This is a genomic window from Aurantibacter aestuarii (assembly GCF_003008425.1).
GTDB lineage: Bacteria > Bacteroidota > Bacteroidia > Flavobacteriales > Flavobacteriaceae > Aurantibacter > Aurantibacter aestuarii.
On sequence record NZ_PXOQ01000007.1, the window covers coordinates 621,667 to 646,091 of the forward strand.

Below are 24,425 nucleotides of genomic sequence, written 5' to 3' on the forward strand. Positions count from 1 at the left end.
TTATGAAACAGAAACCTTTAAAAGCCGTAACGGCAATAGAAGAAGCACAAAAAATAGCATTTGCACCTTTTGTGTTTCAAACCACGGTAACGCTTAGAGATTTAGGGGTTTTAGATTATATTTTTAATCATAAAAATGAAGAAAACTCTATTACTAATTTGTCTGAGGTTTTAGATGTTAGTGTTTATGGTCTTGAAGTTTTGTTAGAAATTGCTGAAAGCGCCAATATTGTAAGTAAAAACGAAAAAAATGAGTTTGAATTAACCAAAACAGGCTATTTTTTAACCTATAACCAAATGATAAACGTTAATTTAAATTTTACAAATGATGTCTGTTATAAAGGATTACATCATTTAAAAGATTCTATAACCAATACAAAGCCAGAAGGCTTAAAGGAATTTGGAAATTGGGATACTATTTATGAAGGTTTATCTCAGTTAGATAAAAAAGTCCAAAAATCGTGGTTTGAATTTGATCATTTTTATTCCGATGGAATTTTTGATATGGCATTATCCATTGTATTTAGAAACCATCCAAAAACCCTTATAGATATTGGAGCTAATACAGGTAAATTTACCTTACAATGCTTAAATTATAATAAAGATGTAGCTATAACTATTTATGACTTGCCCGGACAATTAAAAGTAGCTTTACAAAACATTTCTAATGCGGGTTATGCTGATAGAGTTACAGGCGAAGAAATAGATTGGTTGTCTGAAAATCCAACGATACACCATACTGCCAATGTGTTTTGGATGAGTCAGTTTTTAGATTGTTTTTCTAAAGAAGAGATTCTGAAAATTTTAAAAGTTGCAGGTAAAGCCATGACAAAAGATTCGGAATTAATTATTGTTGAAACTTTTACAGACCGACAAAAATTTAAAAATGCACAATTTTCTTTACAAGCCACATCGCTTTATTTTACCGCTTTAGCTAACGGGAACTCACGGATGTATGATGCTTCGGTTTTTATACAATTAATTGAAAAAGCTGGTTTAACGGTAACCAAAGACCATACATTAGGTGACTATCATACACTATTAATTTGTAAGTTGAAGTAAATGGAGGAAACACCATTTTATATTGAATCTTATGTGTCTATAAAAGAAAGCAGTATTGCTTTTAATGGCAAGAATGTATTCTGTTCAGAAACTAAAGACCTTCAATTATTTTTAAAAAAAGCTTATAAAGCACGCATTTCAAACTATCCAAAATTTCATAAAATGGATTTGTTAAGTCAGTTGGCGCTTTTGGCTTCAGAATGTATTTTGAAACCGGAAAGTCATTCATCTATCAATAAAAATACCGCTTTAATTTTCGCCAATCATGCTTCAAGTTTAGAAACCGATAGAAAACATCAAAGCAGTATTACAGATAAAAATAACTATTACCCAAGTCCATCGGTTTTCGTCTATACTTTACCTAATATTTGTCTGGGAGAAATAAGCATTAAACACCAATTACACACAGAAAATTGTTTTTTGGTCATGCCTAGTTTTAGTCCTAAAGACTTCCTAATTCAAACCAATTACTTATTAAAATCGGGTAAAGCAGAAAAAGTTTTGTGTGGTTGGGTCAATTTAGATGCAAATAACTACGAAGCTTTCTTATATTTGGTGTCCAATACAGGTGCTATTAAGCATAACGAAACCGAAATTTTAGAATTATATACCAAATAATATGTCTTTACAATTAGAACTTAAAGAAAAAATCATTGAATTACTAAACTTAGAAGATATAGCTGTTGAGGATATTGACAATTCAGATGCTTTATTTGGAGACGGATTAGGTTTAGATTCTATAGATGCTTTAGAATTAATTGTAATGCTAGACAAAGATTATGGTATTAAATTAACTAATCCTAACGACGGAAAAGCGATTTTTCAATCTATAGATGTCTTAGCTAATTATATAAAAACACATAGGACCAAATAAACCACATAACGGTATTGCTGTTACCGGAATGGGTATTATTTCGGCAATAGGTCACACTGTTGAAGACCATAGAACTTCTTTAATGGCTTCAAAAAGTGGTATCTCTACCATTTCAAATTTTAAAACAGCACACGCTAATAGTATTAAGGTTGGCGAAATTAAAAAGACCAATTTAGAGCTTTCAAAAGCATTAAATTTACCTGAAAACCATAATTATACACGCACCGCATTATTGGGTTGTATTGCGGTAAAAGAAGCTTTAGCTCAAGCCAATATTAGTGATGTTTTTAACTATAAAACAGGTTTAATTAGTGCAACTACAGTTGGGGGCATGGATAAAAGTGAACTTCATTTTCCAGATTTTAATAGTTCAAAAAACGCCGAAAAATATATTTCAAGCCATCACGCTGGAGATAGCAGCAATAAAATAGCCAATTATTTTAATATTACAGAGTTTGTAACGACTATAAGTACTGCTTGTTCTTCTGCAACTAATGCTATTATGTTAGGCGCGCGACTTATAAGATCTGGTCAGTTAGATCGTGTTATTGTTGGCGGTACAGATCCGTTGTGTAAATTTACTATTAACGGATTTAAATCGCTTATGATTTTATCTGATGAGATTTGCGCACCTTTTGACGCCAATAGAAAAGGATTGAATTTAGGTGAAGCTGGCGCCTTTTTAATATTGGAATCTGAACGTGCAAGACAAGACAAACCCGTTTTAGCTTATGTTTCGGGTTATGGGAATGCTAATGATGCATTTCATCAAACAGCATCGTCAGAAAATGGCGATGGTGCTTTTTTAGCCATGCAAAAAGCATTGAAATTGGCTAAACTACAACCAGAACACATAGATTATATTAATGCTCACGGTACAGCAACCGTAAATAACGATTCGTCCGAAAGCGCAGCTATTAAACGTTTATTTACTCAAGTCCCAAAATTTAGTTCTACTAAAGCTTTTACAGGTCATACCTTAGCAACAGCTGGCGCAGTGGAAGCTATAATTTCCATTTTAGCCATTCAAGAACAGGCGGTTTTTCCCAATTTAAATTTTAAAAACCCTATACCAGAATTAGGGTTAATCCCAGAAACCAAGTTGGTTTCAGCAAAAATAAATCACGTTTTATCTAATTCCTTCGGATTTGGTGGTAATTGTTCCACTTTAATTTTATCTAAAGCATGAAAACCTGTTACATCAATAGTGCGGTTTCAATTTCTACTCAAGATACTTTTGATGTAGAAAAATTGGTATTTAAACCTTTAGATTATTCAAATTCTACAGTAAAAGCTAAATATCTAGAATTTAAAAAATTTATTTCACCTATAGCTTTAAGACGAATGTCTTCTGCAGTAAAAATGGGAGTAACTGCAAGTCAGTTAGCTTTGTCTAAAGCTGAAATTGAAGTTCCAGACGCTATTTTAACAGGAACAGGAATGGGCTGTATAGATGCTACCGAAACATTTCTGGAAGCCATTATAGCTAATAACGAAGATTATTTAACGCCAACAGCATTTATACAATCCACACATAATACCGTTGGTGCACAAATAGCTTTAGGCTTAAAGTGCAAATCTTATAATAACACTTATGTAAATGGCGCAGTATCTTTTGAGTCGGCTTTGTTAGATGCTAAATTGTGTATAGAGCTGGATGAAGATAATTCTATTTTAGTTGGTGGAATTGACGAAATAGGAGCTACTTTTAGTGATCTTCAATATAAAAATGAATTAAAAGATGACTCAGAAATTCGCTTACCTAAATCTGAAGGCGCTCACTTTTTTGGATTGTCAAATATTAAAAAAGAAAACAGCATTTGTTTAAAATCTGTTGAAGTACTTCATCATTTAAAAATTAATAGTATTGAAACCCATGCCATTTCAATTTTAAAAAAATGTGGTTTAGATGAAGTAGATGCCATAATCACCGGACATAAAAATGATGAATTTGACGTGTATTACGAGTCACTTTTAGAAAATACATTTCAAAACACCACGCAAATAGCGTATAAAGATGTGGTTGGCGATTATTTTACCGTTTCTGGATTTGCCGTATTTTTAGCACAATATATGTTAATAAATCAAACTATTCCCGAAGGACTTACGGTTAAACAGAATAAAGCAAAACCGTTTAAAACGATTCTGCTTTATAACCAAGAACAAGGACAAAATCATAGTTTTATACTTATATCGACATGCTAAAATTTAGACTGGCTTTTGTATTATTGGTTGTTAGTATTATTACGGCTTTGGTAATGTTTACAAACCACGTTTCGGTTGGCTTGTTTATGGGCACTATAATTTTACTCTGGATAGTCATCATTTTTTTGGGATCTATGTCAATGGGTTGGCAGTTTTTTTTAACAGCTAAAACAAAACATCCTAAAAGTAAAAAAGCATTTTTTGCCATTACGTTTGACGATGGTCCAAACCCAGAATTTACACCTCAAATTTTAGATATTTTAGAAAAACACAATGCTAAAGCCACGTTTTTTTTAATAGGAAAAGAAGCTGATAAATATTCGGGATTAGTAAAACGTATTATTAGATGTGGTCACGAGATTGGGAATCATAGCTATTCTCACAGCCCATATATTGGAGGTTTTAGCGCAAAAAAATGGTTAGCTGAAATTGAAAAAACAAATTCAGTTTTAAAGCAATATGCATACAATATGGTTTATTTTAGACCGCCATTTGGCATTACAACTCCACATTTAGCTAAAGCAATACAACACACCAACCTAAAAGTAATTGGTTGGAATAAACGTTCTTTCGATACGTTTTTTAAAAGCGAATCTCGTATTTTAAAACGTATAACAAAAGATTTAAAACAAGGCGATATTATCTTATTACACGATAAACAACCTAATTGTTTACCTGTTTTGGAACGCTTATTGCAAATTGCAAAACAGAAACAGTTACAACCCGTAACTATAAGTCAATTGATAAATGAAAACTAATAGTATAACCTTTTTTTTAATTGTTTTTTTAAGCTTTCAGTGCATAGCTTTTTCACAGCAAAATACACTAAGTCCTAAAGAGATTGCTGCTTTTAAAAAAGATGTCGCGTTAAAGGCTAAAAACACGAATACTCTTAGTAGTAATTTTACGCAAACCAAACAAATTAGTGTTCTAAATAACAGTATTATATCTACTGGGAAACTGGTTTACAAATCCCCTAATTTAGTGCGTTGGGAATATATTACACCAAAGTCTAACATCGCTATTTTTAAAGACAACTTACTATTAGTTTTTAACGATGGAAAACGTAAGTCTATAGATTTAGATTCTAATAAATGGTTTAAGCAACTAAACACACTAATTGTTAATAGTGTTACAGGAGATTTATTTGATGATGAAACATTTGAAATTGACTATTTTTCTACTAAAACAGGCTATTTAGTTGTGTTTAAGCCAAAAAATAAACGGTTAAGAAAGTATATGGCGCAATTTGAATTGACGTTTCCAAAGCATGAATTTGTAGTTAAAACAGTAAAACTAATAGAGCCTAATAATGATTTTACTTTAATTGAATTTAAAAACAGAGTCGATAATAAACCTGTTTTAGATACTGCATTTACCTTGTAATTATGGCTTTATTAGAAGATTTTTATAACCTAAACGCATTAAGCTTTGAAGGAGAAAGTTGTTTGAATTTTTCAATTCAAATTAACGCATCACACGAAATATTTAATGGTCATTTTCCTAAATTTAAAGTCACACCAGGCGTTGTCATGCTTCAAATAGTAAAGAATGTTTTAGAGCAAGAACTACATTGTAAACTTCAATTACAACAAGTATCGCAACTAAAATTTTTAAGTGTTGTAGAGCCAGATAAAAATAGTGAATTAAATTTTGAAGTCAGCTTAACTGCTGAAACCAATAAAACTTCCACTAAAATCTTAGTTAGCGTTCCTGATAATACAACTGTATTAAAATGTAATGCTATATTTGTCAAAAAAACATAAGATTTGCACGAAACCAACATCATAAAACAGACTAAAGCTCAATTAGTAGCCTTAAACTGTTGTGTGGTTTTGCCAACTTATAACAATCAAAATACCTTAAAACGTGTTTTAGATGGTGTTTTAAATTACACCACCAATGTTATTGTGGTTAACGATGGTTCTTCAGATAAAACGAAGGACATTTTAAATAATTATCCGCAAATAACTGCTTTACATCAATCTAAAAATTCAGGAAAAGGACATAGTTTAAAAATAGGTTTTAAACACGCCTTAAGCATGGGATTTGATTTTGCTATTACTTTAGATACCGATGGGCAACATTTTCCAGACGATATTCCAAATTTCACCAATCATTTAGAGCAATCTGCAAATAAAAATCAATTGATTATTGGCGATAGAAACATGAACAATGCCAATGTATTTGCGCAAAGCGCTAAAGGAAATCGTGTTTCTACCTATTGGGTAAAAGCTGTTACAGGTTTATCGCTTAACGATTCGCAATCTGGTTTTAGATTGTACCCTATAAAAGCCATGAAAGCCATAAAATGGCTTAAAATGACCAAGAAATTTGAATTTGAGGTCGAAGCTATTGTAAAAGCGCACTGGATTAATATTTCTATTACGCATGTGCCTATAAAAGTTTTGTATGATCCGAAAGAACGGGTTTCACACTTTAGACCATTTTGGGACATTGCACGAATTACGACCTTAATTATATGGTTTCTTTTAGTGAAATTATTTTATGTTATTCCTAAAAACTTCTTTAAGAAATTAAAAAAAAAAGGACTCAAACAATTTATAGCTGAAGATGTTTTATATACTCAGGATGCTCCAAAAAAGAAAGCATTCTCGGTAGCTTTAGGTATTTTTTTAGGCTTATCACCACTTTGGGGATTCCACACGGTTATAGTCATTTTTTTAGCGATGCTATTAAAACTAAATAAAGTTATTGCTTTTATAAGCTCTAACATAAGTTTGCCTCCATTTATTCCGCTAGTCTTATTGTTAAGTATGCAGGTTGGCAATTGGGTTTTAGGCATAAAAACCTATTATACCTTAGAGACCTTTACTAAAAACTACGATTTATTTCAAAATTTAAAATCGTATCTCATAGGTAGTTTGGTTTTAAGCACAAGTTCTGCTTTAGTTTTTGGACTGTTAAGTTATGGTTTGTTTTCATGGTTTTCACTTAAAAGAAGCGCCAGACATGCTTAATCTATTTTACAAATTCTATTTAAAGTTAAAAAAGAATCCTGTTGTTGGTACTGCTTTACTTTTTATGTTATTAATCGTTTTAGTTTGGCGTATTTTAAGCATAAGTTTTGCTGAAGATGTTTCTAAATTAATTCCTCAAAACGAAGACAATAAAACGCTTCAAAAAGTTCTAAAAACAGCTAATTTTTCTGATAAAATTATAGTGCATATTAGAAAAAAAGATGCTGTTTCTACTGAAACATTAACTAATTATGCCGAAGATTTTTTAGAGGAACTAAATGCATCCAAAAATCCATATATTAAATCCGTTCAAGGTTATATTGAAGAAGAGTCGTTATTTGAAACTTTAGATGTGGTTTACGAAAACCTTCCGTATTTCTTAACTGCGGAAGACTATCAACACATTGAAGCTAAAATGACTCCAGATAGTATAGCTGCTATTACCCAACAGAATTACGAAACACTAATTTCACCATCGGGCTTAATTGCTAAAAAAACCTTGGTTCGTGATCCTTTAGGTCTGTCCTTAATGGGAATTAATCATTTAAAATCATTGGGTTTTAACGATGATTTTAAAATAGTCAATGGATTTTTAGTTAATAAGAAAGAAACCGATGTGTTGTTATTTATAACACCTAAATTTCCAACCAGCGAAACTCAAAAAAACACCCAATTTAGCACTGCTTTATACAACTTACAATCTAAATTAAACACTAAATATCAATCCGAAATTACAGCGTCATATTTTGGAGGTGTTTTAATAGCAGTTGCTAATGCCAACCAAATTAAAACCGATGTTATTTTAACCGTAAGTTTGGCGCTAAGCTTGCTTTTAATGGTGTTTATCGTGTTTTACAGAAGTGTTTTTGTGCCAATTATTTTGCTTTTACCAACCGTTTTTGGGGCTTTAGTGGCTTTAGCCATTTTAAGCTTATTTAAAACTCAAATATCAGCCATTTCGTTAGGCGTTGGTGCGGTTTTATTAGGTGTAACTTTAGATTATGCTTTACATATTTTAACGCATTTACGTGCCCAACATACCATAGAAGACACTTTAAATCAGGTCACGAAACCTATTATTATGAGTAGTGTAACCACTGCTTTGGCTTTTTTCTGTTTGTTGTTTATCAATTCCGATGCGCTACAAGATTTAGGACTTTTTGCAGGATTAAGTGTATTAAGTGCTGCATTTTTTGCTTTGGTATTAATTCCTGTGTTATACAAAGCGCCTAAAAAGAAAACATTAGCCAAACAAACGCCTATTGATAAGTTTGCATCGTATCCATTCCATCAAAAAAAAGGATGGATTATTGGCTTAGTCTTGCTTTTAATTGGTAGTGTGTTTTTCTATTCTCAGGTATCATTTAATAAAAATCTGTCGAGTTTAAATTTTGTGCCTCAACATTTAAAACAAGCCGAAAAAGAGTTAGACCAATTAACCAATGCTTCAGATAAATCGGTGTATTTAGTGAGTTATGGGAATACTTTAGACGAAGCTTTACAACATAACGATATATTATTTTCAACATTAAAAAAGCAAAAGGCCACTAACAGTTTAGTGAGTTTTACATCGGTTACGCCATTAGTAAAATCTAAGCGCACGCAAAAAGAAGGTTTACAACAATGGACGACTTTTTTTAATGAAGAACGAAAGCAATTTTTAAAAGAGGAATTCATTTTAAAAGGCGAAGTTTTCGGTTTTAAACCCGAAACGCATCAGGCATTTTATAATTTACTCAACCAGCCTTTCAATATTCTTCATCTTGAAGACTTAAAAGGCATCGCTTCAATTTCTCCTGAAGATTTCATAAGCTCAAATGATCAATTCCATACGGTTACGACATTAGTCAAATTAAAAGACAATCAAGTCAATGCTTTTAAAGCTCAATTTAAAAATCAAAAAGGGACTATTTTAATAGACAGACAAGCTATTAACGAGGATTTGTTAGGACAATTAAAAAACAGCTTTAACACCTTAATGTTGTATTGCTTTGGAGCGGTTTTATTAGTGTTATTTATTTTTTATAGAAATATTAAGTTAGTTCTGGCAACTATTTTACCAATTGTAATAACCTGGTTAATTACCATTGGACTTATGGCGTTTTTTAATATTCAGTTTAATGTATTTAACATTATAATCTCAACCTTTATTTTTGGTTTAGGCGTAGATTACAGTATATTTATTACCAATGGTTTAATCAAGAATAATAAACAAGAAAACGCAGTGTTGCCAACGTATAAGACTTCGGTTATTTTATCGGTAATTACCACGTTATTAGGTGTTGGTATTTTATTTTTAGCCAAGCATCCAGCGTTGCAATCGTTAGCATTAGTATCGGTAATTGGAATAAGCACAGCGCTATTAGTTTCGTTTACTTTGCAACCGCTTGTGTACAATGTATTATGTAAATCGAAGAAATAATCACAGTATGGAACGTATCAAAACCACAGAAATTCCAAGAATAAAATCAATTTCTAAAGAAGATTTTATCACGCATTATTTTAAGCCTCAAAAACCGGTGATTATTGAAGATTTAGCCAAATCATGGCCAGCTTATAATACATGGAGTTTAGATTATATTCAAAGTAAAGCTGGCGACCAGATTGTGCCACTTTATAATAACGAACCTACAAAAGGACGCACTAATTCTGTAGTGCCTGCAAAAAAAATGAAACTATACGATTATATCGAGTTGCTTAAAACGCAACCTACAGATTTGCGTATGTTTTTTTATAATGTATTGCAAAAAATGCCGGAATTAACCAAAGATTTTAGCTATCCGGATATGGGATTAAAGTTTTTCAAAAAACTACCGGTTATGTTTTTTGGCGGGAAAGGCTCGAAAGTTTTAGCGCATTACGATATGGATTTAGCCGATTTGGTTCACTTTCATTTTCATGGGACTAAAAATGTCACACTTTTTGCACCAGACCAAGCACAATATTTATACAAAGTACCTTACACGGTACATAATTTAGAATGTATAGATATGGATAATCCCGATTTTGAAAAATATCCAATGCTAAAACAAGCGCATGGTTTACATGCCGAAATGAATCATGGCGATGCGCTTTACATGCCAAGTGGTTACTGGCATTATATTACTTACGAAAATGGCGGATTTTCCATTACGCTTCGGGCTTTTCCAAGAACTGTAAAAGGTTTAGCTAAGTTGTTTAAAAACCTTGTTTTTATGCGTACTTTCGAAAATATCATGCGACGTATTCAAGGTCAGAAATGGGTGGATAATAAAGAAGCCAATACCATAAAACGAGTGAACAAACGCTATGAAAAGGAATTTAAAAATCAGTAAAACCAGCGCTTTTCTCTTTAAAATAACGGTTGTTTTTGCAACCTTTATGTTAAGTTCTTGTGGAGTAAAAAAATCACTAAAACATCAACCTGACTTAAGTTCTTACACAACCAATACAGTAGAAAAAACACTTATAAACGATTCTACGTTTAAAGTAAATAAAAGCTTTTTAACTAAAAACAAGTTTGGGCTTTACGAGTTATATGTGGAAGGAAACGCTTACCAACGCGGATTAGATATTGGAGTATTAACCAAAGATTTAATGTACACACAGGAAAAAGTGTTTTTCGATAAAATTAAAACCTTAGTTCCAAGTGAAGGCAAACAGAAATTCTTACAGAAATTTTTGCACTGGTATAACCGAAAAATATACAAACACATTCCTAATGAGTTTAAAGCTGAAATTTATGGCGTATCGCGCTATGCTTCGGAAGATTTTAATGGTATTGCAACGCCATATTTACGCTCGTTATATTTACATGGCGCTCACGATATTGGTCATGCCTTACAAGATTTAGCTTTGGTAGGTTGTACGTCTTTTGCGGTTTGGGACGATAAAACTGAAGATGGCAATTTATTGATTGGGCGTAATTTCGATTTTTATGCAGGAGACGATTTTGCCAAAAATAAAATGATTGCATTTGTAAAACCAGATCAAGGTTATGCGTTTATGTCTGTTACTTGGGGCGGAATGATTGGCGTGGTTTCTGGGATGAATGTGGAAGGTTTAACGGTAACTATAAATGCTGGAAAATCTAAAATTCCATTAGTAGCAAAAACACCAATTTCCATTTTAACCCGAGAAATCCTTCAGTATGCGAGTACGATAGAAGAAGCTATTGAAATTGCAAAAAAACGAGAGGTTTTTGTCTCCGAATCTATACTAGTTGGAAGTTCTAAATCTAATAACGCGGTTTTAATAGAAGTATCTCCAAAGAATTTTGGCGTTTATAAAGTCGAAAATTCAAGTGAATTGGTCTGTTCTAATCATTTTCAAAGTGATGCTTATGCAAAAGATAACAGAAATTTAAAAACCATTAAAGAAAGTCATACCGCATATCGCTACGAAAGAGCAGAACAATTATTGGAAAATCATGATAAAATCAATCCAGAAAAGGCAGTAGAAATTCTAAGAGACACCAAAGGTTTAAACGATAAACACATTGGTTTTGGTAACGAAAAAGCGTTAAATCAGTTGTTAGCTCATCATGGTATTGTGTTTCAGCCTAAAGATTTAAAAGTTTGGGTTTCCAGTAATCCGTATCAGTTAGGAGCATTTGTGGCTTACGATTTACATACGGTTTTTGATGAATCGTTTCATATTTCAAACGACCAAAATATTTATAACGCAGATTGGGTTATTTCCAAAGATGATTTTGTGAACACGGAAGCCTTCAGACACTATGAAGCTTACCGCAAACAAGAACGTCTTTTAGAGCAGCAATTAGAAAACAATACAGTTAGTGCCACTCAAGACTTTTCAGCATTTATAAACCTGAATCCAGAGTATTGGAAAGCATATTATTTAGTAGGTTTGCATTATTATAATCAAAAAGAGTACGCAAAAGCTTTATCTTATTTTGAAACTTCTAAAACCAAAGAAGTTACCACGCTTTTAGATGAAGAACGCTTAGAGAAACTCATAAAAAAATCGAACCGAAAAGCTAAAAAATGATTCCAGACATTGAAACACAATCGGTTGAAGCCATTAAAATTTTTCAGGAGCAGAAGTTAGCTGAAGCTTTGCAGTATTTAGACGCTAAATCTAAGTTTTACAAAACACTTTTTAAATCTAATAACATTTCAATTTCTGAAATTAAAACGATTGAAGATTTACAACAGATTCCTGTAACCACTAAAACCGATTTACAACGCCATAATACCGATTTTATATGTGTGGATAAAACGGAAATTGTAGATTATAATACCACTTCTGGAACCTTAGGCGAACCTGTTTTTTTTCCTTTAACTGAAAACGATTTAGAGCGTTTAGCCTATAACGAAGCCATTTCTTTTGCAACCGCACAAGTAACCAAAACCGATGTGTTGCAGCTCATGACCACTATAGACAAATGTTTTATGGCAGGTTTGGCGTATTTTTTAGGAGCAAAAAAAATTGGCGCAGGAATTATAAGGTTAGGTATTGCATCTCCCGCACAGCATTGGGATAGTATTTTAAAATTTGAGCCTAATTATTTAATCGCAGTACCTTCATTTTTAATTAAATTAAAAGCATTTGCGCTGCAAAATAACTTCAACCTAAATGCAACCAGTATAAAACGCATTATTTGCATTGGTGAACCTATTCGTCAGGACGATTTTTCGTTAAATGCTTTAGGTAAAAAAATTACAGAAAATTGGAATGTGGAGCTGTTTTCAACTTACGCTTCTACCGAAATGGCAACTGCATTTACAGAATGTGAAGTCCAACAAGGCGGACATCATCATCCGGAATTAGTGATTGTAGAAATTTTAGACGAAAAAAATGAAACGGTAAAACCGGGTGAAGTTGGCGAGCTAACCATTACCACTTTAGGTTTAGAAGCCATGCCATTATTGCGTTACAAGACAGGCGATATGGTTAAAGCGCATACCAAGTTTTGCTCTTGTGGAAGACAAACCTTGCGTTTAAGTCCGGTTTTTGGACGTAAACAACAAATGATTAAGTTAAAAGGCACAACTCTTTATCCTCCAGCCATTCAAAATGTGTTAAACGATGTAGAGTTTGTTATAGATTATGTCATCGAAATTCACCATTCCAGATTAGATTTGGATGAGGTGATTATAAAAACACTATTGCAAAACCCATCTGAAGATCAAAAAGAAAAACTAATTAATGTTTTAAAATCTAAATTGCGAGTAACTCCAAAAATTGAGTTGGCGTCTGCAGAAGATTTATTTAAACTTAAACAAAGTAAAGGCGGCAGAAAACCTGTAACTATTTTAGACTATCGTAAGCAATTTTAATGGCAGATATTTCACTAAGACGAATTAATCAACTCGCAATTCCAGCCTTAATTGCCGGAATTTCAGAGCCTATATTATCTTTAACCGATGCAGCAGTAGTAGGAAATGTAGTCGTAAATCCTGTAGAGTCATTAGCAGCAGTGGGAATTGTGTCTACCTTTTTATCTATGTTAATATGGGTTTTGGGTCAAACGCGAAGTGCTATTTCATCTTTACTTTCTCAAGCTTTAGGCGCAAATAATCTGGAAAATTTAAAAGATTTACCAGCGCAAGCTATTTTTATTATCACCAGTTTAAGTGTACTGATTATTATCGCAACGTATCCTTTAGCTATACAGATTTTCCAGCTTTACAATGCAGAAAATCTGGTGTTGGATTTTAGTGTGGATTATTATAAAATTCGTGTGTTTGGTTTTCCTTTTACCTTATATGTTATTGCTGTATTTGGAGTGTTTAGAGGTTTGCAAAACACCTATTTTCCTATGTTAATAGCCATTACTGGAGCCGTGTTAAATGTGGCGTTAGATTTAGTTTTAGTTAATGGTATTTCTGGTGTCACGCCTGCCTTTCATATAAAAGGTGCAGCGTATGCAAGTATTATTTCACAAGCCACTATGGCTTTAATGGCAACCTATTATTTGTACAAAAAAACCAGTATTACCTTAAGGTTGAGGTTTCCATTTAATCCTAAAATTAAGGATTTTGTACTTATGATATTAAACCTGTTTGTGCGTACATTAGCTTTAAACGCCGCATTATATTTTGCAACTAGTTTTGCCACAAGCTATGGTAAAAATTATATTGCAGCTTACACTATTGCTATAAACTTATGGTTTTTAGGAGCATTTTTAATAGATGGATACGCTAGTGCAGGTAATATTTTATCGGGACGTTTATTGGGACAAAAAAACTATAAGCATTTATTACAATTAAGTCATAAACTTATAAAATGCGGTATTGTGTTAGGTCTTGTTATTGCTGCATTTGGTTTTGTAGCTTATAATTATATTGGTTTAATTTTCACAAAAGAACCACAAGTGTTAACCGAATTTAAAACCGTATTCTGGCTGGTTTTAGCAATGCAGCCTATAGCTGCAGTTGCCTTTATTTTTGATGGGATGTTTAAAGGAATGGGAAAAATGAAATACCTTAGAAACGTCCTTTTAGGATCTACATTTTTAGTATTTATACCTGTGCTTTACGTCTTAGATCTTTACGATTTTAAACTTTATGCAATTTTTATTGCATTTACTTTATGGATGGTAGCAAGAGGTTTACCATTAATTCTTAAATTTAGACACGATTTTATACCACTAATAAAATAAACATCATGGGAAATTCATTATTCGCTATACTAGCATTGGTTTTAATTATCATTTACTTTTACAACCGCATGCGTAATAAAAGATAACTAACGCGTCTTTAACCAACCTGTTATACTTAAACGTTTTGTATTAACTGGTTTTACTTCGTGTTCTATAATTTGACTTTCAAAAATTACCACTCGACCAGGAAAAGGATAAATGACTTTTTCGGTTTCTTGGTTATTTTCATTTAAATACAACACCAGCTCACCACCATTTTCAGGTTGCCAATCCTCATCGTTTAAATAACAAACAAAGGAGAGTTTTCGGCGGTCATCATTTTGAAAAGTATCGATATGGCGTTTATAAAACGTCCCTGTTGGATAAATGGCATAATGAAACTCTTTGTGCAATATCCCCATAAAACATGTTTTATTAAGGTAGGCAATCAAATCATTCAGCTTATTAAAAAATGGAAGTTCTCTAAAATTTGCTGTTTTTTCGTCCATCCATAAAATCACATCACCTCGAATATATTTGGCAACTACTTCGTTAACACGGTTTCCTATGGCAGCTTTCTTAAAACTTTCAGCTTCATATTTTATAAGCAGTTCCTCACGTAAAGTAGCAACTTGTTCAGCCGAGAAAAAATCTTCAACAATACTATACTTTTTAGTCGCAATATCTTTAATAATAGTTTCGTATTGCTCATTAATAACAAAATCTAATTGCTCAAAAAGTTCTGCCATATAAATAATTTTAATCAAAAGTAGGCTAAAAAAAAATTGCTAAGCCAAAATATTTACCTTTGTAGCGTAAACAAGCAAAAATGAGTCAAATTCGCATCACAAAAAAGTTCTCTTTCGAAACCGGGCACGCGTTGTATGGTTACGACGGGAAGTGTAAAAATGTACACGGACATAGTTATAAGTTAAATGTTACGGTAATAGGAACGCCAATTAGCGACCAAAACCATGTGAAATTTGGAATGGTTATAGATTTTACAGACCTAAAAAAAATTGTAAAAGAAGAAATTGTAGATGTGTTTGACCACGCTACTGTGTTTAACAAAAACACACCACACGTAGATCTGGCAAAAGAACTTAAAGATCGCGGTCACACAGTGCTTCTGGTAGATTATCAACCAACCAGTGAGATGATGGTTATTGACTTTGCCGAGAAAATTAAACAACGTTTACCAGAAAACATCAGTTTACATTCCCTTAAATTACAGGAAACCGAAAGTAGCTTCGCACAGTGGTTTGCAAGCGATAATGAATAGAATAATGGCGTTACCTAAAGGTCGTGCTGTACGCTAAATCTTTTTTTGCCATTTGCTAAAGCAAAAAAAGGATCCCGCTTCCATCACTAACGCAAAAAAATAAACCTATAAATTTCCTACATTTACCTCATGCAAATACCAGAAGGCAAAAAAATTTATTTCTCTAGCGATAATCATTTAGGCGCACCAACCATGGAGCAGTCATTACCGCGAGAGAAAAAATTTGTGGCTTGGTTAGATCATATCAAACACGATGCAGCTGCTATCTTTTTGTTGGGAGATTTATTCGACTTCTGGTTTGAGTATAAAACTGTAATCCCAAAAGGCTTTACCAGAACCTTAGGCAAACTTGCCGAAATTTCAGACTCAGGTGTTCCTATTTACTTCTTTGTAGGTAACCATGATTTGTGGATGCGTGACTATTTTAAAACCGAACTTAATATTGAGGTTTTTCATAAACCCAAGGATTTTACGTTTAACAATACAACTTTTTTAATAGGTCATGGCGATGGTTTAGGTCCAGGCGATAAAGGTTATAAACGCATGAAAAAGGTGTTTACCAATCCATTAAGCAAATGGTTATTTAATTGGTTGCATCCAGATATTGGCGTAAAATTAGCGCAGTATATGAGCGTTAAAAACAAACTCATTTCTGGAGACGACGATGCTAAGTTTTTAGGTGAAGATAATGAGTGGTTAGTTCAATACTGCAAGCGTAAAGAAAGTCAACAACACCGCGATTATTACGTGTTTGGACACAGACATTTACCTTTAGAAATTTCAATTAACGACACTTCTAAATACATTAATCTTGGCGATTGGATTCAGTATTACACCTATGGAGTGTTTGATGGAAATGTTTTAGAGTTGAAGGAGTTTAAGGGATAATTTTTTTCTCTATTTGCTCTCCACATTTTATACAAATTGCTTTTTTCTTGGTTTTCTGAACTTCTTCAATGTAAGCCGAACTTATTATTCCAGTAGGTAATGCTACTATACCTATTCCTAACAGTGCAATAATTCCACTTAAGAATTTACCAAAACCAGTTATAGGATAAATATCTCCATAGCCTACAGTCGTCAAAGTGGCAACTGCCCACCATAAAGCTTGTCCTATGTTTTCAAATGCCTCAGGTTGAGCTTCATTTTCTATACTGTACATCAACGTAGATGACAAAACTAATAGAATAAAAACCATGAAGATAGTTACTAGAATATCATTTTTAGTGTTTTTTAATACTTTTCCAATCATTTTAACTGACCTTGAGTGACGATTTAGTTTTAAAATTCTTAACAATCTGAAAAGCCTTAAAACCCTCACCACTCTTAAATCAATTTTGATAATATATGGTAAGTAAAATGGTAGAATAGATATCAAATCGATTAATCCTAAAAATGAAAAAATGTATTTTATTCTAGCTTTAAAAGGTGTTAAATTTTGATATTTTAAATCAGAAACCCATATTCTAATAATATATTCAATAGTAAAAAACACTATTGAAAAAATCTCAATAGAATAAAAAACGTCTTTGAAACGTATCCTTATATCTTTATAAGATTCTAAGAAAATACAAATTACATTAAGAATTATTAAAGATGAAATAAAGTATTCCAAAAAGGCATCACCTTTTTTTGTTCCTTTTTTGTCATCAAATAGTAAGTAGACATCTTTTTTAAAACTCATATTTATATCATTTTATTTATCATCTTCCTCCAAATTCAATCGTCTTAATTTAGGAAAAGCAATCCCTGTAGAAACTACCGTAATTAGGGTCATACATCCACCAAATACTACCGCAGTAACGGTACCCATCAATTTTGCAGTTAAACCACTTTCAAACGCGCCAAGCTCGTTAGAACTTCCAGTAAAAATACTTTCTACAGAAGATACGCGACCACGCATAGCGTCTGGGGTTTTTAATTGCATAATGGTTTGTCTTATAACCATAGAAATGCCATCTGTTACGCCACTAAAAAATAAAGCTAAAATAGAAATCCAATAAACCTCAGACAGACCGAAAACAATAATACACACGCCAAATCCAAAAATAGCTGCTAATAATTTGTAACCGGCATTTTTATTTAAAGGCATATATGCCGAAATAATCATGGTAATAAAAGCGCCAACCGCGGGAGCAGCACGTAAAAATCCGAAACCTTTAGAGCCAACTTCCAGAATGTCTTGTGCAAAAACAGGTAATAAGGCAACTGCGCCACCAAAAAGTACCGCAATCATGTCTAAAGTTATAGCGCCTAAAATGACTTTCTCATTTTTTACAAACAGAACGCCTTCTTTTAAACTTTTAAAAATAGGCTCGCCAATTTTAGGGTTATGGATGGGTTTCTTTTCAATATTTAATAAAGCTATTAGTGCTATAAGTGCAAAAACTACAATTAAACTCATAGACCAATGCACGCCAATTTTATAAATAGCAAAACCCGCTATGGCTGGACCTAAAACCGATGCCATTTGCCAAGTAGAACTGCTCCACGTTGCCGCATTGGTGTAGACTTTTCTGGGCACAACCAATGCTAGAAGCGAGAATATAGTGGGACTAATAAATGCGCGAACTAAACCACCACAAAATACTAAGGCATAAATAACATATAGGCTAGAATCTAAACTTGCATATTCCGGAAGAGTTATAAAAAATAAACCCGTACTAATAAGTAAAAAAGCCAATATACATTTAATAAGTAGCGTTCGTTTTTCTTTTTGGTCTACAATATGTCCCGCAAATAAAGCTAAGCCTACCGCAGGAATAACTTCCATTAAACCAATTAAACCTAAAGACCATGGATTTTTGGTTAAACTATACACCTGCCATTCTATGACGACAAATTGCATAGACCACGCTAATACTAATGCAAATCGAACCATTAAAAAAATATTGAATTCCTTAAATCTTAAGGCTTGGTATGGATCTTTTTTTGGCATTTGTGTTTTATTAAAATAGGTCTCGACTACGCTCGACCAGACAACTTAATCTTATTTTTCTGTTAATTTAAACTCTACACGTCGGTTTTTCGCTCTGTTTTCTTCGGTGTCGTTGGTAGTTATTGGAGCATCTGCGCCAAAACCAAACCATTTTATACGTTCTGGGTTTAATCCTTTGCTAATTAGATAATTAGAAACCGCTTCGGCGCGTTGTTCAGATAATTCTTTGTTTCTGCTATCTAAACCTACATTGTCTGTATGTCCGTAAATTGTGATGTTTAGAGTCTTGTTTTCTTCTAAATGTTGATATAATTTATCTAATTCTTCAATAGAATCGTCTAACAATTCCGCTTTATCAAAATCGAATAACACGTTTTTGAAGGTGTAAGTTTTTTCAAGCTGAAAAGTATATAAAGATACTGGCTCTATAGAAATATTATCAATATAATAATAGCTTTCTATAGGAAATAAATGCTTGTCAATTTTTAGTTTTTCGGTCTTTAAATCTGAATTAAAGTTTCCAAAGCATAAAAATTTTTCAAAACCACTAGCTACAAACTCTTTTTCCAAAGTCATCCACCTATCTTTTATATGATAAAATGGCTTGTATTTGAAATTCACTTTCTTGTAAGTAAAACTATCTATTGTAATATTGTTTATATCAATATAAGAATCCTTTGACGAACTTATGGCTTGATTGGTTAATACTAAAGCCAACTCGTTAATTGTAAAATTGGCTTTATCTGCTAAACTTATGCGTATTTTCACAACATAGCGTTTGTCCTTTATTAATGTGTCTTTTAATTCACCTTGTATATATTCCCTGTAATCTTTAAGTGTATTACGCATGTTTTCATAATAAACAACAATACCAGCATATCCGTTTCCATGCTGTGGATTTTGATATCCATGAGGGTTTTTATCGTTTAAAAAAGTACTACATGTATTATAATAATCACTCGTTCCCTTATTAGGTAGAGACCAACTAATTACATTATTATTAAATTGACTATTGTTTTCTGGACAAAACTTAAATTCTTCAAAACTTGGATTTTTAACCAAATTTTGCGCACTGCAGAAACTAAAGCTCAACAAAAAAATCAAATAATTTAATTTCATTTATTAGATAATTTAAACTCCACACGTCGGTTTTTAGCTCTATTTTCTTCGGTATCGTTTGTGGTTAAAGGAGCATCTGCACCAAAACCAAACCATTTTACACGTTCTGGGTTTAAGCCTTTTTGTATAAAATAATTAGACACTGCTTCGGCACGCTGTTCAGATAATTCTTTATTTCTGCTGTCTAAACCAACATTGTCTGTATGTCCGTAAATAGTTATGTTTAGAGTCTTGTTTTCTTCTAAATGTTGATATAATTTATCTAATTCTTCAATAGACACGTCTAATAATTCGGCTTTATCAAAATCAAATAACACATTTTTGAAGGTATAGGTTTTTTCAGGTTGAAATGTTAGGATCTCAATTGTTTTCTTATCTTCGATAGTAGCGGTTTTATTTTCAATTACCGATATTTCGTCAATGTAATAATAGGCAAAATGATCTTTCTTTTTTTTGAAATTTGGCTCTCTTTTAGTTACTGTGTTTTTATCAGAATTAAAATTTCCGATTATAAAATATTTTTCAAAACCTCTCGCCCTGTAAGTGGAAGACACTTTAATCCAGTTCATTTTGTCTGAGTAAAATTGCTTTGAATTGGTTTTTAATAATGTTGATTCCGATTTTTTTAAATTGATGTCAATAAAAGTACCATATTCATAGTCTGAGGCATTTTCCGAAACTAACATAATATCAATATTTTTTATGGATAGCATGGACTCTTCTGCTAAACTAATATAAAATGAAATCGTGTATTCAGTATCAAATTCTAAGATAGACGAGAGCTTTCCCTGAATATATTCTCTATAATTATCTTCGGATAATAGATAACAACCAACGTAAGAATTCCCTGATTTAGCTTCTTGAAACCCTCTGTAATTAAGAAATCCTTGAGTTTTGCTACTTCCTTTAAAATAATCGGTAGATCCGTAGTTTGGAGAATTCCATGATGTTACTAAGAAATCGAATTGTCCTATTGACTCTGGAGTAGATTTGCATATTTCAAAACTTGGATTCACTACCAAATTCTGACCATAACAGAAACCAACACTTAATAAAAATAATATGTTTAAAATTCTCATTCAGCTTTTAATTTAAACTCCACACGTCGGTTTTTAGCTCTATTTTCTTCGGTATCGTTTGTGGTTAAAGGAGCATCTGCACCAAAGCCAAACCATTTTATACGTTCTGGGTTTAAGCCTTTTTGTATAAAATAATTAGACACTGCTTTGGCACGTTGTTCAGATAATTCTTTATTTCTGCTATCTAAACCAACGTTGTCTGTGTGTCCGTAAATAGTTATGTTTAGAGTCTTGTTTTCTTCTAAATGTTGATATAATTTATCTAATTCTTCAATAGACACGTCTAATAATTCGGCTTTATCAAAATCGAATAACACATTTTTGAAGGTATAGGTTTTTTCAGGTTGAAATGTGATTTGTTCATCTTCAACTGGAGCCGATTCCACTTCAATAATTTCTACTTCATCTAAATAATAATAGGCAAACGCACGTTGCTCTATAGCTCTATGTTGGGTTACTTTGGTGTTTTTATTAGTGTTTAGGTTACCAACCACCATAAATTGCTCAAAACCTGATGCTTTATATAAGAATTCAACTTTTATCCAATCGTACATGAGTTGAGGTCCGTTTGCTAAATAATAAGTTTCTTTTGAAAATGAATTATTTTTTAAGGTGTCTAACTCTAAAACGCCATCTTTTAATTTTGGACCTTCATGTTTTTTGCCAAATAAAGTCGATTCGTTTTTAAGTCCGCCAGTTCGTTCTGCTGTAAATAAGGTGTGTACAGTATCTACGCTATGGCTTGAAAACTCAGCCAAACTAATATGATATGATACTTTGTAGGTTGTGTTTTTCTTCAACTTGTTCTGTAATTCTACCTGAACGTATTCTCTGTAGGAATTACCATTTTTTACTGCAAACAAATACATACCTGCATAACAATCGCCTGTTTTTGGGTCTTGATTGCCACGATAATTTCTAGCATTCATAGCTCGGCTTCTAATAGAAAAATAATCTGGTGTCCCTAAATTTGGACTTGACCAAGACCATACGTTATTATGAAATTCGCCATATGATAACGGACCTTTATGTGCTTCTTCAAAACTCGGGTTTTTAACCAGATTTTGAGCATGGATATGCCCAAAAAGAATGAGACAAACAAGTGTAAAGAAGATTTTCATAATTTTATGCTTTTATATCTCTTAGCTTTAATTGTAAACTTACGTGACCTTGCCATTCGTTTTCATCTACAGAATAGGCAGCTCTAAAGAATTGTTTATTTTTAATTACATCTAATTTATGGCCCAAATTAAAACCAATACAGACTAAGCTATTTTTGGTAGAATCATCTTTAACTGTAATACGTAAATGTTTATCGTCTTCGCCAACACACTTGCCATAACCGGTATCTTGTAGTTGTTCGCTCATAAAAATGGGTGACATATTTCCGGGTCCGTATGGCGCAAATTGTTTTAAAATGCGCATGAGTTTATCATCTACTTCACTTAAATTAATTTGCGCATCAATTTTTAATTCTGGCGTTAGTAAATTGGGGTTAATAGTGTTTTTAACTTCAGCTTCAAAAGCGTTTTTAAAAGCCTCATAATTTTCAGGTTTTAAGGTTAAACCTGCCGCGTATTTATGTCCGCCAAACTGTTCAATATGTTCAGAACAAGCTTCGAGTGCGTTATAGACATCAAAACCAGAAACCGAACGTGCAGAAGCAGCTAAAAACTCGCCACTTTTAGTAAACACTAACGTGGGACGATAATAAGTTTCTATGAGTCTAGAAGCCACAATACCAATAACGCCTTTATGCCAGTTTTCGTTATAAACAACAGTAGTAAAGCGTTTCTGTTCTTTTTGTTCTTCAATTTGCTGTAAAGCTTCAATAGTAATTTGTTTGTCGGCATCTCGTCTATCGCTATTAAAAGTTTCTATTTCGCCCGCATATTGCTCGGCTAATTCAAAATTGGTTTGTGTGAGTAAATCCACCGCATACATGCCATGTTTCATACGTCCGGCAGCATTAATTCGTGGCGCAATAATAAAAACCACATCGGTAATGGTAAGTGTATTTTTTTTAATTTGATTAATGATGGCTTTAAAACCAGCTCTCGGATTTTGATTAACAACCTGCATACCAAAATAAGCTAGAGTTCGGTTTTCCCCAGTTATGGGTACAATATCTGCACCAATTGCGGTCGCCACTAAATCTAAATACGGAATTAAATCCTCAATAGTTTCTCCTTTTGTTGAAGCTATGGCTTGAATTAATTTAAAACCAACACCGCAACCACAAAGCTCATCGTAAGGGTAATTACAATCGTCTTGTTTGGGGTCTAAAACCGCAATTGCGTTTGGAACTTGGTTTCCTGGTCTGTGGTGGTCGCATATAATAAAATCGATGCCTTTTTCTTTGGCATAGGCTACTTTTTCAATTGCTTTTATACCACAATCTAAAGCTATAATTAAGCTAAACTCGTTGTCGTGCGCAAAATCGATTCCTTGATAAGAAACCCCATAACCTTCTTGGTAACGATCCGGAATATAACTCGAGATGTTGTCGGAATGGGTTTTTAGGTAACTTGACATTAAAGCTACTGAAGTCGTTCCGTCCACATCATAATCGCCATAAACCAGAATTCGTTCATTGTTTTGTAGTGCTTTTTCAATACGATTAACAGCTTTTTGCATGTCTTTCATTAAAAAAGGATCATGTAAATCGCTTAACTGCGGACGAAAAAATGTTTTAGCCTCCTCAAACGTTTCAATACCTCTTTGGATTAACAGTGTTGCCACGTTTTCTTCAACATTTAAAACATTTTTTAAATGATTGATTTTATGTTTTTCGGGTTTGGCTTTAAGCGTCCAACGCATATATTTTAATTGAAAAGATGAATACTACTGAACTCAATTCAGTTTAAAAAAGTGTTAGTTCTTGTGATAAAAAGTTTGAATAGTAACCGCTGCGAATTGACGAAACATTTCTAACACTCCGCAATAAGTTTCAGCAGATAAATCTACTGCTCTTTGTAATTTTTTTTCATCTAAATGGTTTCCGTAAAAGTGAAAATTCATCTCAACTTTATCATAATATTTTGGATGTTCTTCAGTTAAATTCGCTTCAATTTCAATTTTAAACGTATCTACATCTAATTTCATTTTTTTAATTAAGGACGCCACATCTAAACCTGCACAACCCGCTAAACCGGAAAGCATCAGGGCTTTTGGACGGTAACCTTCATCATTACCACCATTTTCGGCACCAGCATCTATAAACAAATTATGCCCAGAAGGATTGGTGCTCTCAAACTTCATATTTCCTAGCCAAGTTGTAGTGATTTGATTTGTCATGTGT

General features: G+C 32.8%; 24 protein-coding genes. 16 read left to right on the forward strand and 8 right to left on the reverse strand.

From position 1 onward, the window contains the following. Positions 1-2 precede the first annotated feature (2 nt). Genes C7H52_RS04060 through C7H52_RS04125 form a run of 14 tightly spaced genes read left to right on the forward strand, consistent with a single transcriptional unit; the run spans position 3 to position 14,727 of the window. Positions 3-1,061 carry a methyltransferase gene (locus C7H52_RS04060; RefSeq protein WP_106462607.1) on the forward strand — a complete coding sequence of 353 codons (1,059 nt, stop codon included), beginning with the start codon at positions 3-5 and terminating at the stop codon, positions 1,059-1,061. After that, positions 1,062-1,679, forward strand: coding sequence for a 3-oxoacyl-ACP synthase (locus tag C7H52_RS04065; protein ID WP_106462608.1), 618 nt, complete (start codon positions 1,062-1,064; stop codon positions 1,677-1,679). It begins immediately after the preceding gene. Position 1,680: 1 nt separating this feature from the next. After that, positions 1,681-1,935: a phosphopantetheine-binding protein gene (locus C7H52_RS04070; protein WP_106462609.1), complete on the forward strand. Its 255-nt coding sequence runs from the start codon at positions 1,681-1,683 to the stop codon at positions 1,933-1,935. Then, positions 1,922-3,124: a beta-ketoacyl-[acyl-carrier-protein] synthase family protein gene (locus C7H52_RS04075; RefSeq protein ID WP_262494498.1), complete on the forward strand. Its 1,203-nt coding sequence runs from the start codon at positions 1,922-1,924 to the stop codon at positions 3,122-3,124. Before C7H52_RS04070 ends, C7H52_RS04075 begins: the two co-directional genes overlap by 14 nt. Next, the gene (locus tag C7H52_RS04080) at positions 3,121-4,140 is read left to right on the forward strand and encodes a beta-ketoacyl synthase chain length factor (RefSeq protein ID WP_106462611.1); all 1,020 of its coding nucleotides are present in this window, start codon (positions 3,121-3,123) and stop codon (positions 4,138-4,140) included. Before C7H52_RS04075 ends, C7H52_RS04080 begins: the two co-directional genes overlap by 4 nt. Then, entirely contained in the window at positions 4,134-4,898 is a 765-nt protein-coding gene (locus C7H52_RS04085) for a polysaccharide deacetylase family protein (protein WP_106462612.1), read from the forward strand. The genes C7H52_RS04080 and C7H52_RS04085 overlap by 7 nt, the downstream gene beginning before the upstream one ends. Next, on the forward strand, positions 4,888-5,526 hold the full coding sequence (locus C7H52_RS04090) for an outer membrane lipoprotein carrier protein LolA (protein WP_106462613.1): 639 nt from the start codon (positions 4,888-4,890) through the stop codon (positions 5,524-5,526). Before C7H52_RS04085 ends, C7H52_RS04090 begins: the two co-directional genes overlap by 11 nt. Before the next feature lie 2 nt (positions 5,527-5,528). Then, positions 5,529-5,906 carry a 3-hydroxyacyl-ACP dehydratase gene (locus C7H52_RS04095; protein WP_106462614.1) on the forward strand — a complete coding sequence of 126 codons (378 nt, stop codon included), beginning with the start codon at positions 5,529-5,531 and terminating at the stop codon, positions 5,904-5,906. A gap of 3 nt (positions 5,907-5,909) precedes the next feature. Further along, complete coding sequence (locus tag C7H52_RS04100) at positions 5,910-7,121, forward strand: DUF2062 domain-containing protein (protein ID WP_245918528.1); 1,212 nt, start codon at positions 5,910-5,912, stop codon at positions 7,119-7,121. Continuing rightward, positions 7,114-9,543, forward strand: a complete 2,430-nt coding sequence (locus C7H52_RS04105) for an MMPL family transporter (RefSeq protein ID WP_221405029.1) — start codon at positions 7,114-7,116, stop codon at positions 9,541-9,543. Before C7H52_RS04100 ends, C7H52_RS04105 begins: the two co-directional genes overlap by 8 nt. A gap of 7 nt (positions 9,544-9,550) precedes the next feature. Beyond that, positions 9,551-10,435, forward strand: coding sequence for a cupin-like domain-containing protein (locus C7H52_RS04110; protein WP_106463069.1), 885 nt, complete (start codon positions 9,551-9,553; stop codon positions 10,433-10,435). Next, a complete protein-coding gene (locus tag C7H52_RS04115; RefSeq protein ID WP_394336010.1) occupies positions 10,410-12,110 on the forward strand; it encodes a C45 family autoproteolytic acyltransferase/hydolase in 1,701 nt (566 codons plus the stop codon). The genes C7H52_RS04110 and C7H52_RS04115 overlap by 26 nt, the downstream gene beginning before the upstream one ends. Then, positions 12,107-13,402 (forward strand): phenylacetate--CoA ligase family protein, encoded by a 1,296-nt coding sequence (locus tag C7H52_RS04120; protein ID WP_106462616.1) that lies wholly within the window; start codon positions 12,107-12,109, stop codon positions 13,400-13,402. Before C7H52_RS04115 ends, C7H52_RS04120 begins: the two co-directional genes overlap by 4 nt. Continuing rightward, positions 13,402-14,727, forward strand: coding sequence for an MATE family efflux transporter (locus C7H52_RS04125; protein WP_106462617.1), 1,326 nt, complete (start codon positions 13,402-13,404; stop codon positions 14,725-14,727). Before C7H52_RS04120 ends, C7H52_RS04125 begins: the two co-directional genes overlap by 1 nt. Positions 14,728-14,813: 86 nt before the next feature. Here C7H52_RS04125 and C7H52_RS04130 read toward each other — a convergent pair whose 3' ends face one another. Next, positions 14,814-15,455 carry a 2OG-Fe(II) oxygenase gene (locus C7H52_RS04130; protein WP_106462618.1) on the reverse strand — a complete coding sequence of 214 codons (642 nt, stop codon included), beginning with the start codon at positions 15,453-15,455 and terminating at the stop codon, positions 14,814-14,816. Positions 15,456-15,535: 80 nt separating this feature from the next. Between C7H52_RS04130 and C7H52_RS04135 the strand changes: the two genes are divergently transcribed. Beyond that, complete coding sequence (locus C7H52_RS04135) at positions 15,536-15,988, forward strand: 6-pyruvoyl trahydropterin synthase family protein (RefSeq protein WP_106462619.1); 453 nt, start codon at positions 15,536-15,538, stop codon at positions 15,986-15,988. Between the two features lie 129 nt (positions 15,989-16,117). Then, positions 16,118-16,876, forward strand: coding sequence for a UDP-2,3-diacylglucosamine diphosphatase (locus C7H52_RS04140; protein WP_106462620.1), 759 nt, complete (start codon positions 16,118-16,120; stop codon positions 16,874-16,876). Here the strand turns inward: C7H52_RS04140 and C7H52_RS04145 are convergent. From C7H52_RS04145 to C7H52_RS04175, 7 genes are read right to left on the reverse strand one after another with little or no spacing between them, the layout of a single operon-like run. After that, complete coding sequence (locus tag C7H52_RS04145; RefSeq protein ID WP_106462621.1) at positions 16,866-17,672, reverse strand: ion transporter; 807 nt, start codon at positions 17,670-17,672, stop codon at positions 16,866-16,868. The two genes, C7H52_RS04140 and C7H52_RS04145, sit on opposite strands and share 11 nt — an antisense overlap. 12 nt (positions 17,673-17,684) lie before the next feature. Further along, complete coding sequence (locus C7H52_RS04150) at positions 17,685-18,926, reverse strand: MFS transporter (protein WP_106462622.1); 1,242 nt, start codon at positions 18,924-18,926, stop codon at positions 17,685-17,687. Positions 18,927-18,977: 51 nt separating this feature from the next. Continuing rightward, a complete protein-coding gene (locus C7H52_RS04155; RefSeq protein WP_181256202.1) occupies positions 18,978-19,988 on the reverse strand; it encodes an OmpA family protein in 1,011 nt (336 codons plus the stop codon). A 53-nt stretch (positions 19,989-20,041) separates the two neighbouring features. After that, positions 20,042-21,124, reverse strand: coding sequence for an OmpA family protein (locus tag C7H52_RS04160; RefSeq protein ID WP_106462624.1), 1,083 nt, complete (start codon positions 21,122-21,124; stop codon positions 20,042-20,044). Beyond that, positions 21,121-22,245, reverse strand: coding sequence for an OmpA family protein (locus C7H52_RS04165; protein ID WP_106462625.1), 1,125 nt, complete (start codon positions 22,243-22,245; stop codon positions 21,121-21,123). The genes C7H52_RS04160 and C7H52_RS04165 overlap by 4 nt, the downstream gene beginning before the upstream one ends. Before the next feature lie 4 nt (positions 22,246-22,249). Then, a complete protein-coding gene (gene recJ / locus C7H52_RS04170; RefSeq protein WP_106462626.1) occupies positions 22,250-23,944 on the reverse strand; it encodes a single-stranded-DNA-specific exonuclease RecJ in 1,695 nt (564 codons plus the stop codon). Positions 23,945-23,998: 54 nt separating this feature from the next. Continuing rightward, positions 23,999-24,421 carry an OsmC family protein gene (locus tag C7H52_RS04175; RefSeq protein ID WP_106462627.1) on the reverse strand — a complete coding sequence of 141 codons (423 nt, stop codon included), beginning with the start codon at positions 24,419-24,421 and terminating at the stop codon, positions 23,999-24,001. Positions 24,422-24,425 lie beyond the last annotated feature (4 nt).

Bases quoted from the DNA above. Each gene is read 5' to 3' on its own strand.
- C7H52_RS04060 (WP_106462607.1), top strand. From the start codon at position 3: ATGAAACAGAAACCTTTAAAAGCCGTAACGGCAATAGAAGAAGCACAA.
- C7H52_RS04065 (WP_106462608.1), top strand. From the start codon at position 1,062: ATGGAGGAAACACCATTTTATATTGAATCTTATGTGTCTATAAAAGAA.
- C7H52_RS04070 (WP_106462609.1), top strand. From the start codon at position 1,681: ATGTCTTTACAATTAGAACTTAAAGAAAAAATCATTGAATTACTAAAC.
- C7H52_RS04080 (WP_106462611.1), top strand. From the start codon at position 3,121: ATGAAAACCTGTTACATCAATAGTGCGGTTTCAATTTCTACTCAAGAT.
- C7H52_RS04085 (WP_106462612.1), top strand. From the start codon at position 4,134: ATGCTAAAATTTAGACTGGCTTTTGTATTATTGGTTGTTAGTATTATT.
- C7H52_RS04090 (WP_106462613.1), top strand. From the start codon at position 4,888: ATGAAAACTAATAGTATAACCTTTTTTTTAATTGTTTTTTTAAGCTTT.
- C7H52_RS04095 (WP_106462614.1), top strand. From the start codon at position 5,529: ATGGCTTTATTAGAAGATTTTTATAACCTAAACGCATTAAGCTTTGAA.
- C7H52_RS04105 (WP_221405029.1), top strand. From the start codon at position 7,114: ATGCTTAATCTATTTTACAAATTCTATTTAAAGTTAAAAAAGAATCCT.
- C7H52_RS04110 (WP_106463069.1), top strand. From the start codon at position 9,551: ATGGAACGTATCAAAACCACAGAAATTCCAAGAATAAAATCAATTTCT.
- C7H52_RS04115 (WP_394336010.1), top strand. From the start codon at position 10,410: ATGAAAAGGAATTTAAAAATCAGTAAAACCAGCGCTTTTCTCTTTAAA.
- C7H52_RS04120 (WP_106462616.1), top strand. From the start codon at position 12,107: ATGATTCCAGACATTGAAACACAATCGGTTGAAGCCATTAAAATTTTT.
- C7H52_RS04125 (WP_106462617.1), top strand. From the start codon at position 13,402: ATGGCAGATATTTCACTAAGACGAATTAATCAACTCGCAATTCCAGCC.
- C7H52_RS04130 (WP_106462618.1), bottom strand. From the start codon at position 15,455: ATGGCAGAACTTTTTGAGCAATTAGATTTTGTTATTAATGAGCAATAC.
- C7H52_RS04135 (WP_106462619.1), top strand. From the start codon at position 15,536: ATGAGTCAAATTCGCATCACAAAAAAGTTCTCTTTCGAAACCGGGCAC.
- C7H52_RS04140 (WP_106462620.1), top strand. From the start codon at position 16,118: ATGCAAATACCAGAAGGCAAAAAAATTTATTTCTCTAGCGATAATCAT.
- C7H52_RS04145 (WP_106462621.1), bottom strand. From the start codon at position 17,672: ATGAGTTTTAAAAAAGATGTCTACTTACTATTTGATGACAAAAAAGGA.
- C7H52_RS04150 (WP_106462622.1), bottom strand. From the start codon at position 18,926: ATGCCAAAAAAAGATCCATACCAAGCCTTAAGATTTAAGGAATTCAAT.
- C7H52_RS04160 (WP_106462624.1), bottom strand. From the start codon at position 21,124: ATGAGAATTTTAAACATATTATTTTTATTAAGTGTTGGTTTCTGTTAT.
- C7H52_RS04165 (WP_106462625.1), bottom strand. From the start codon at position 22,245: ATGAAAATCTTCTTTACACTTGTTTGTCTCATTCTTTTTGGGCATATC.
- recJ (WP_106462626.1), bottom strand. From the start codon at position 23,944: ATGCGTTGGACGCTTAAAGCCAAACCCGAAAAACATAAAATCAATCAT.
- C7H52_RS04175 (WP_106462627.1), bottom strand. From the start codon at position 24,421: ATGACAAATCAAATCACTACAACTTGGCTAGGAAATATGAAGTTTGAG.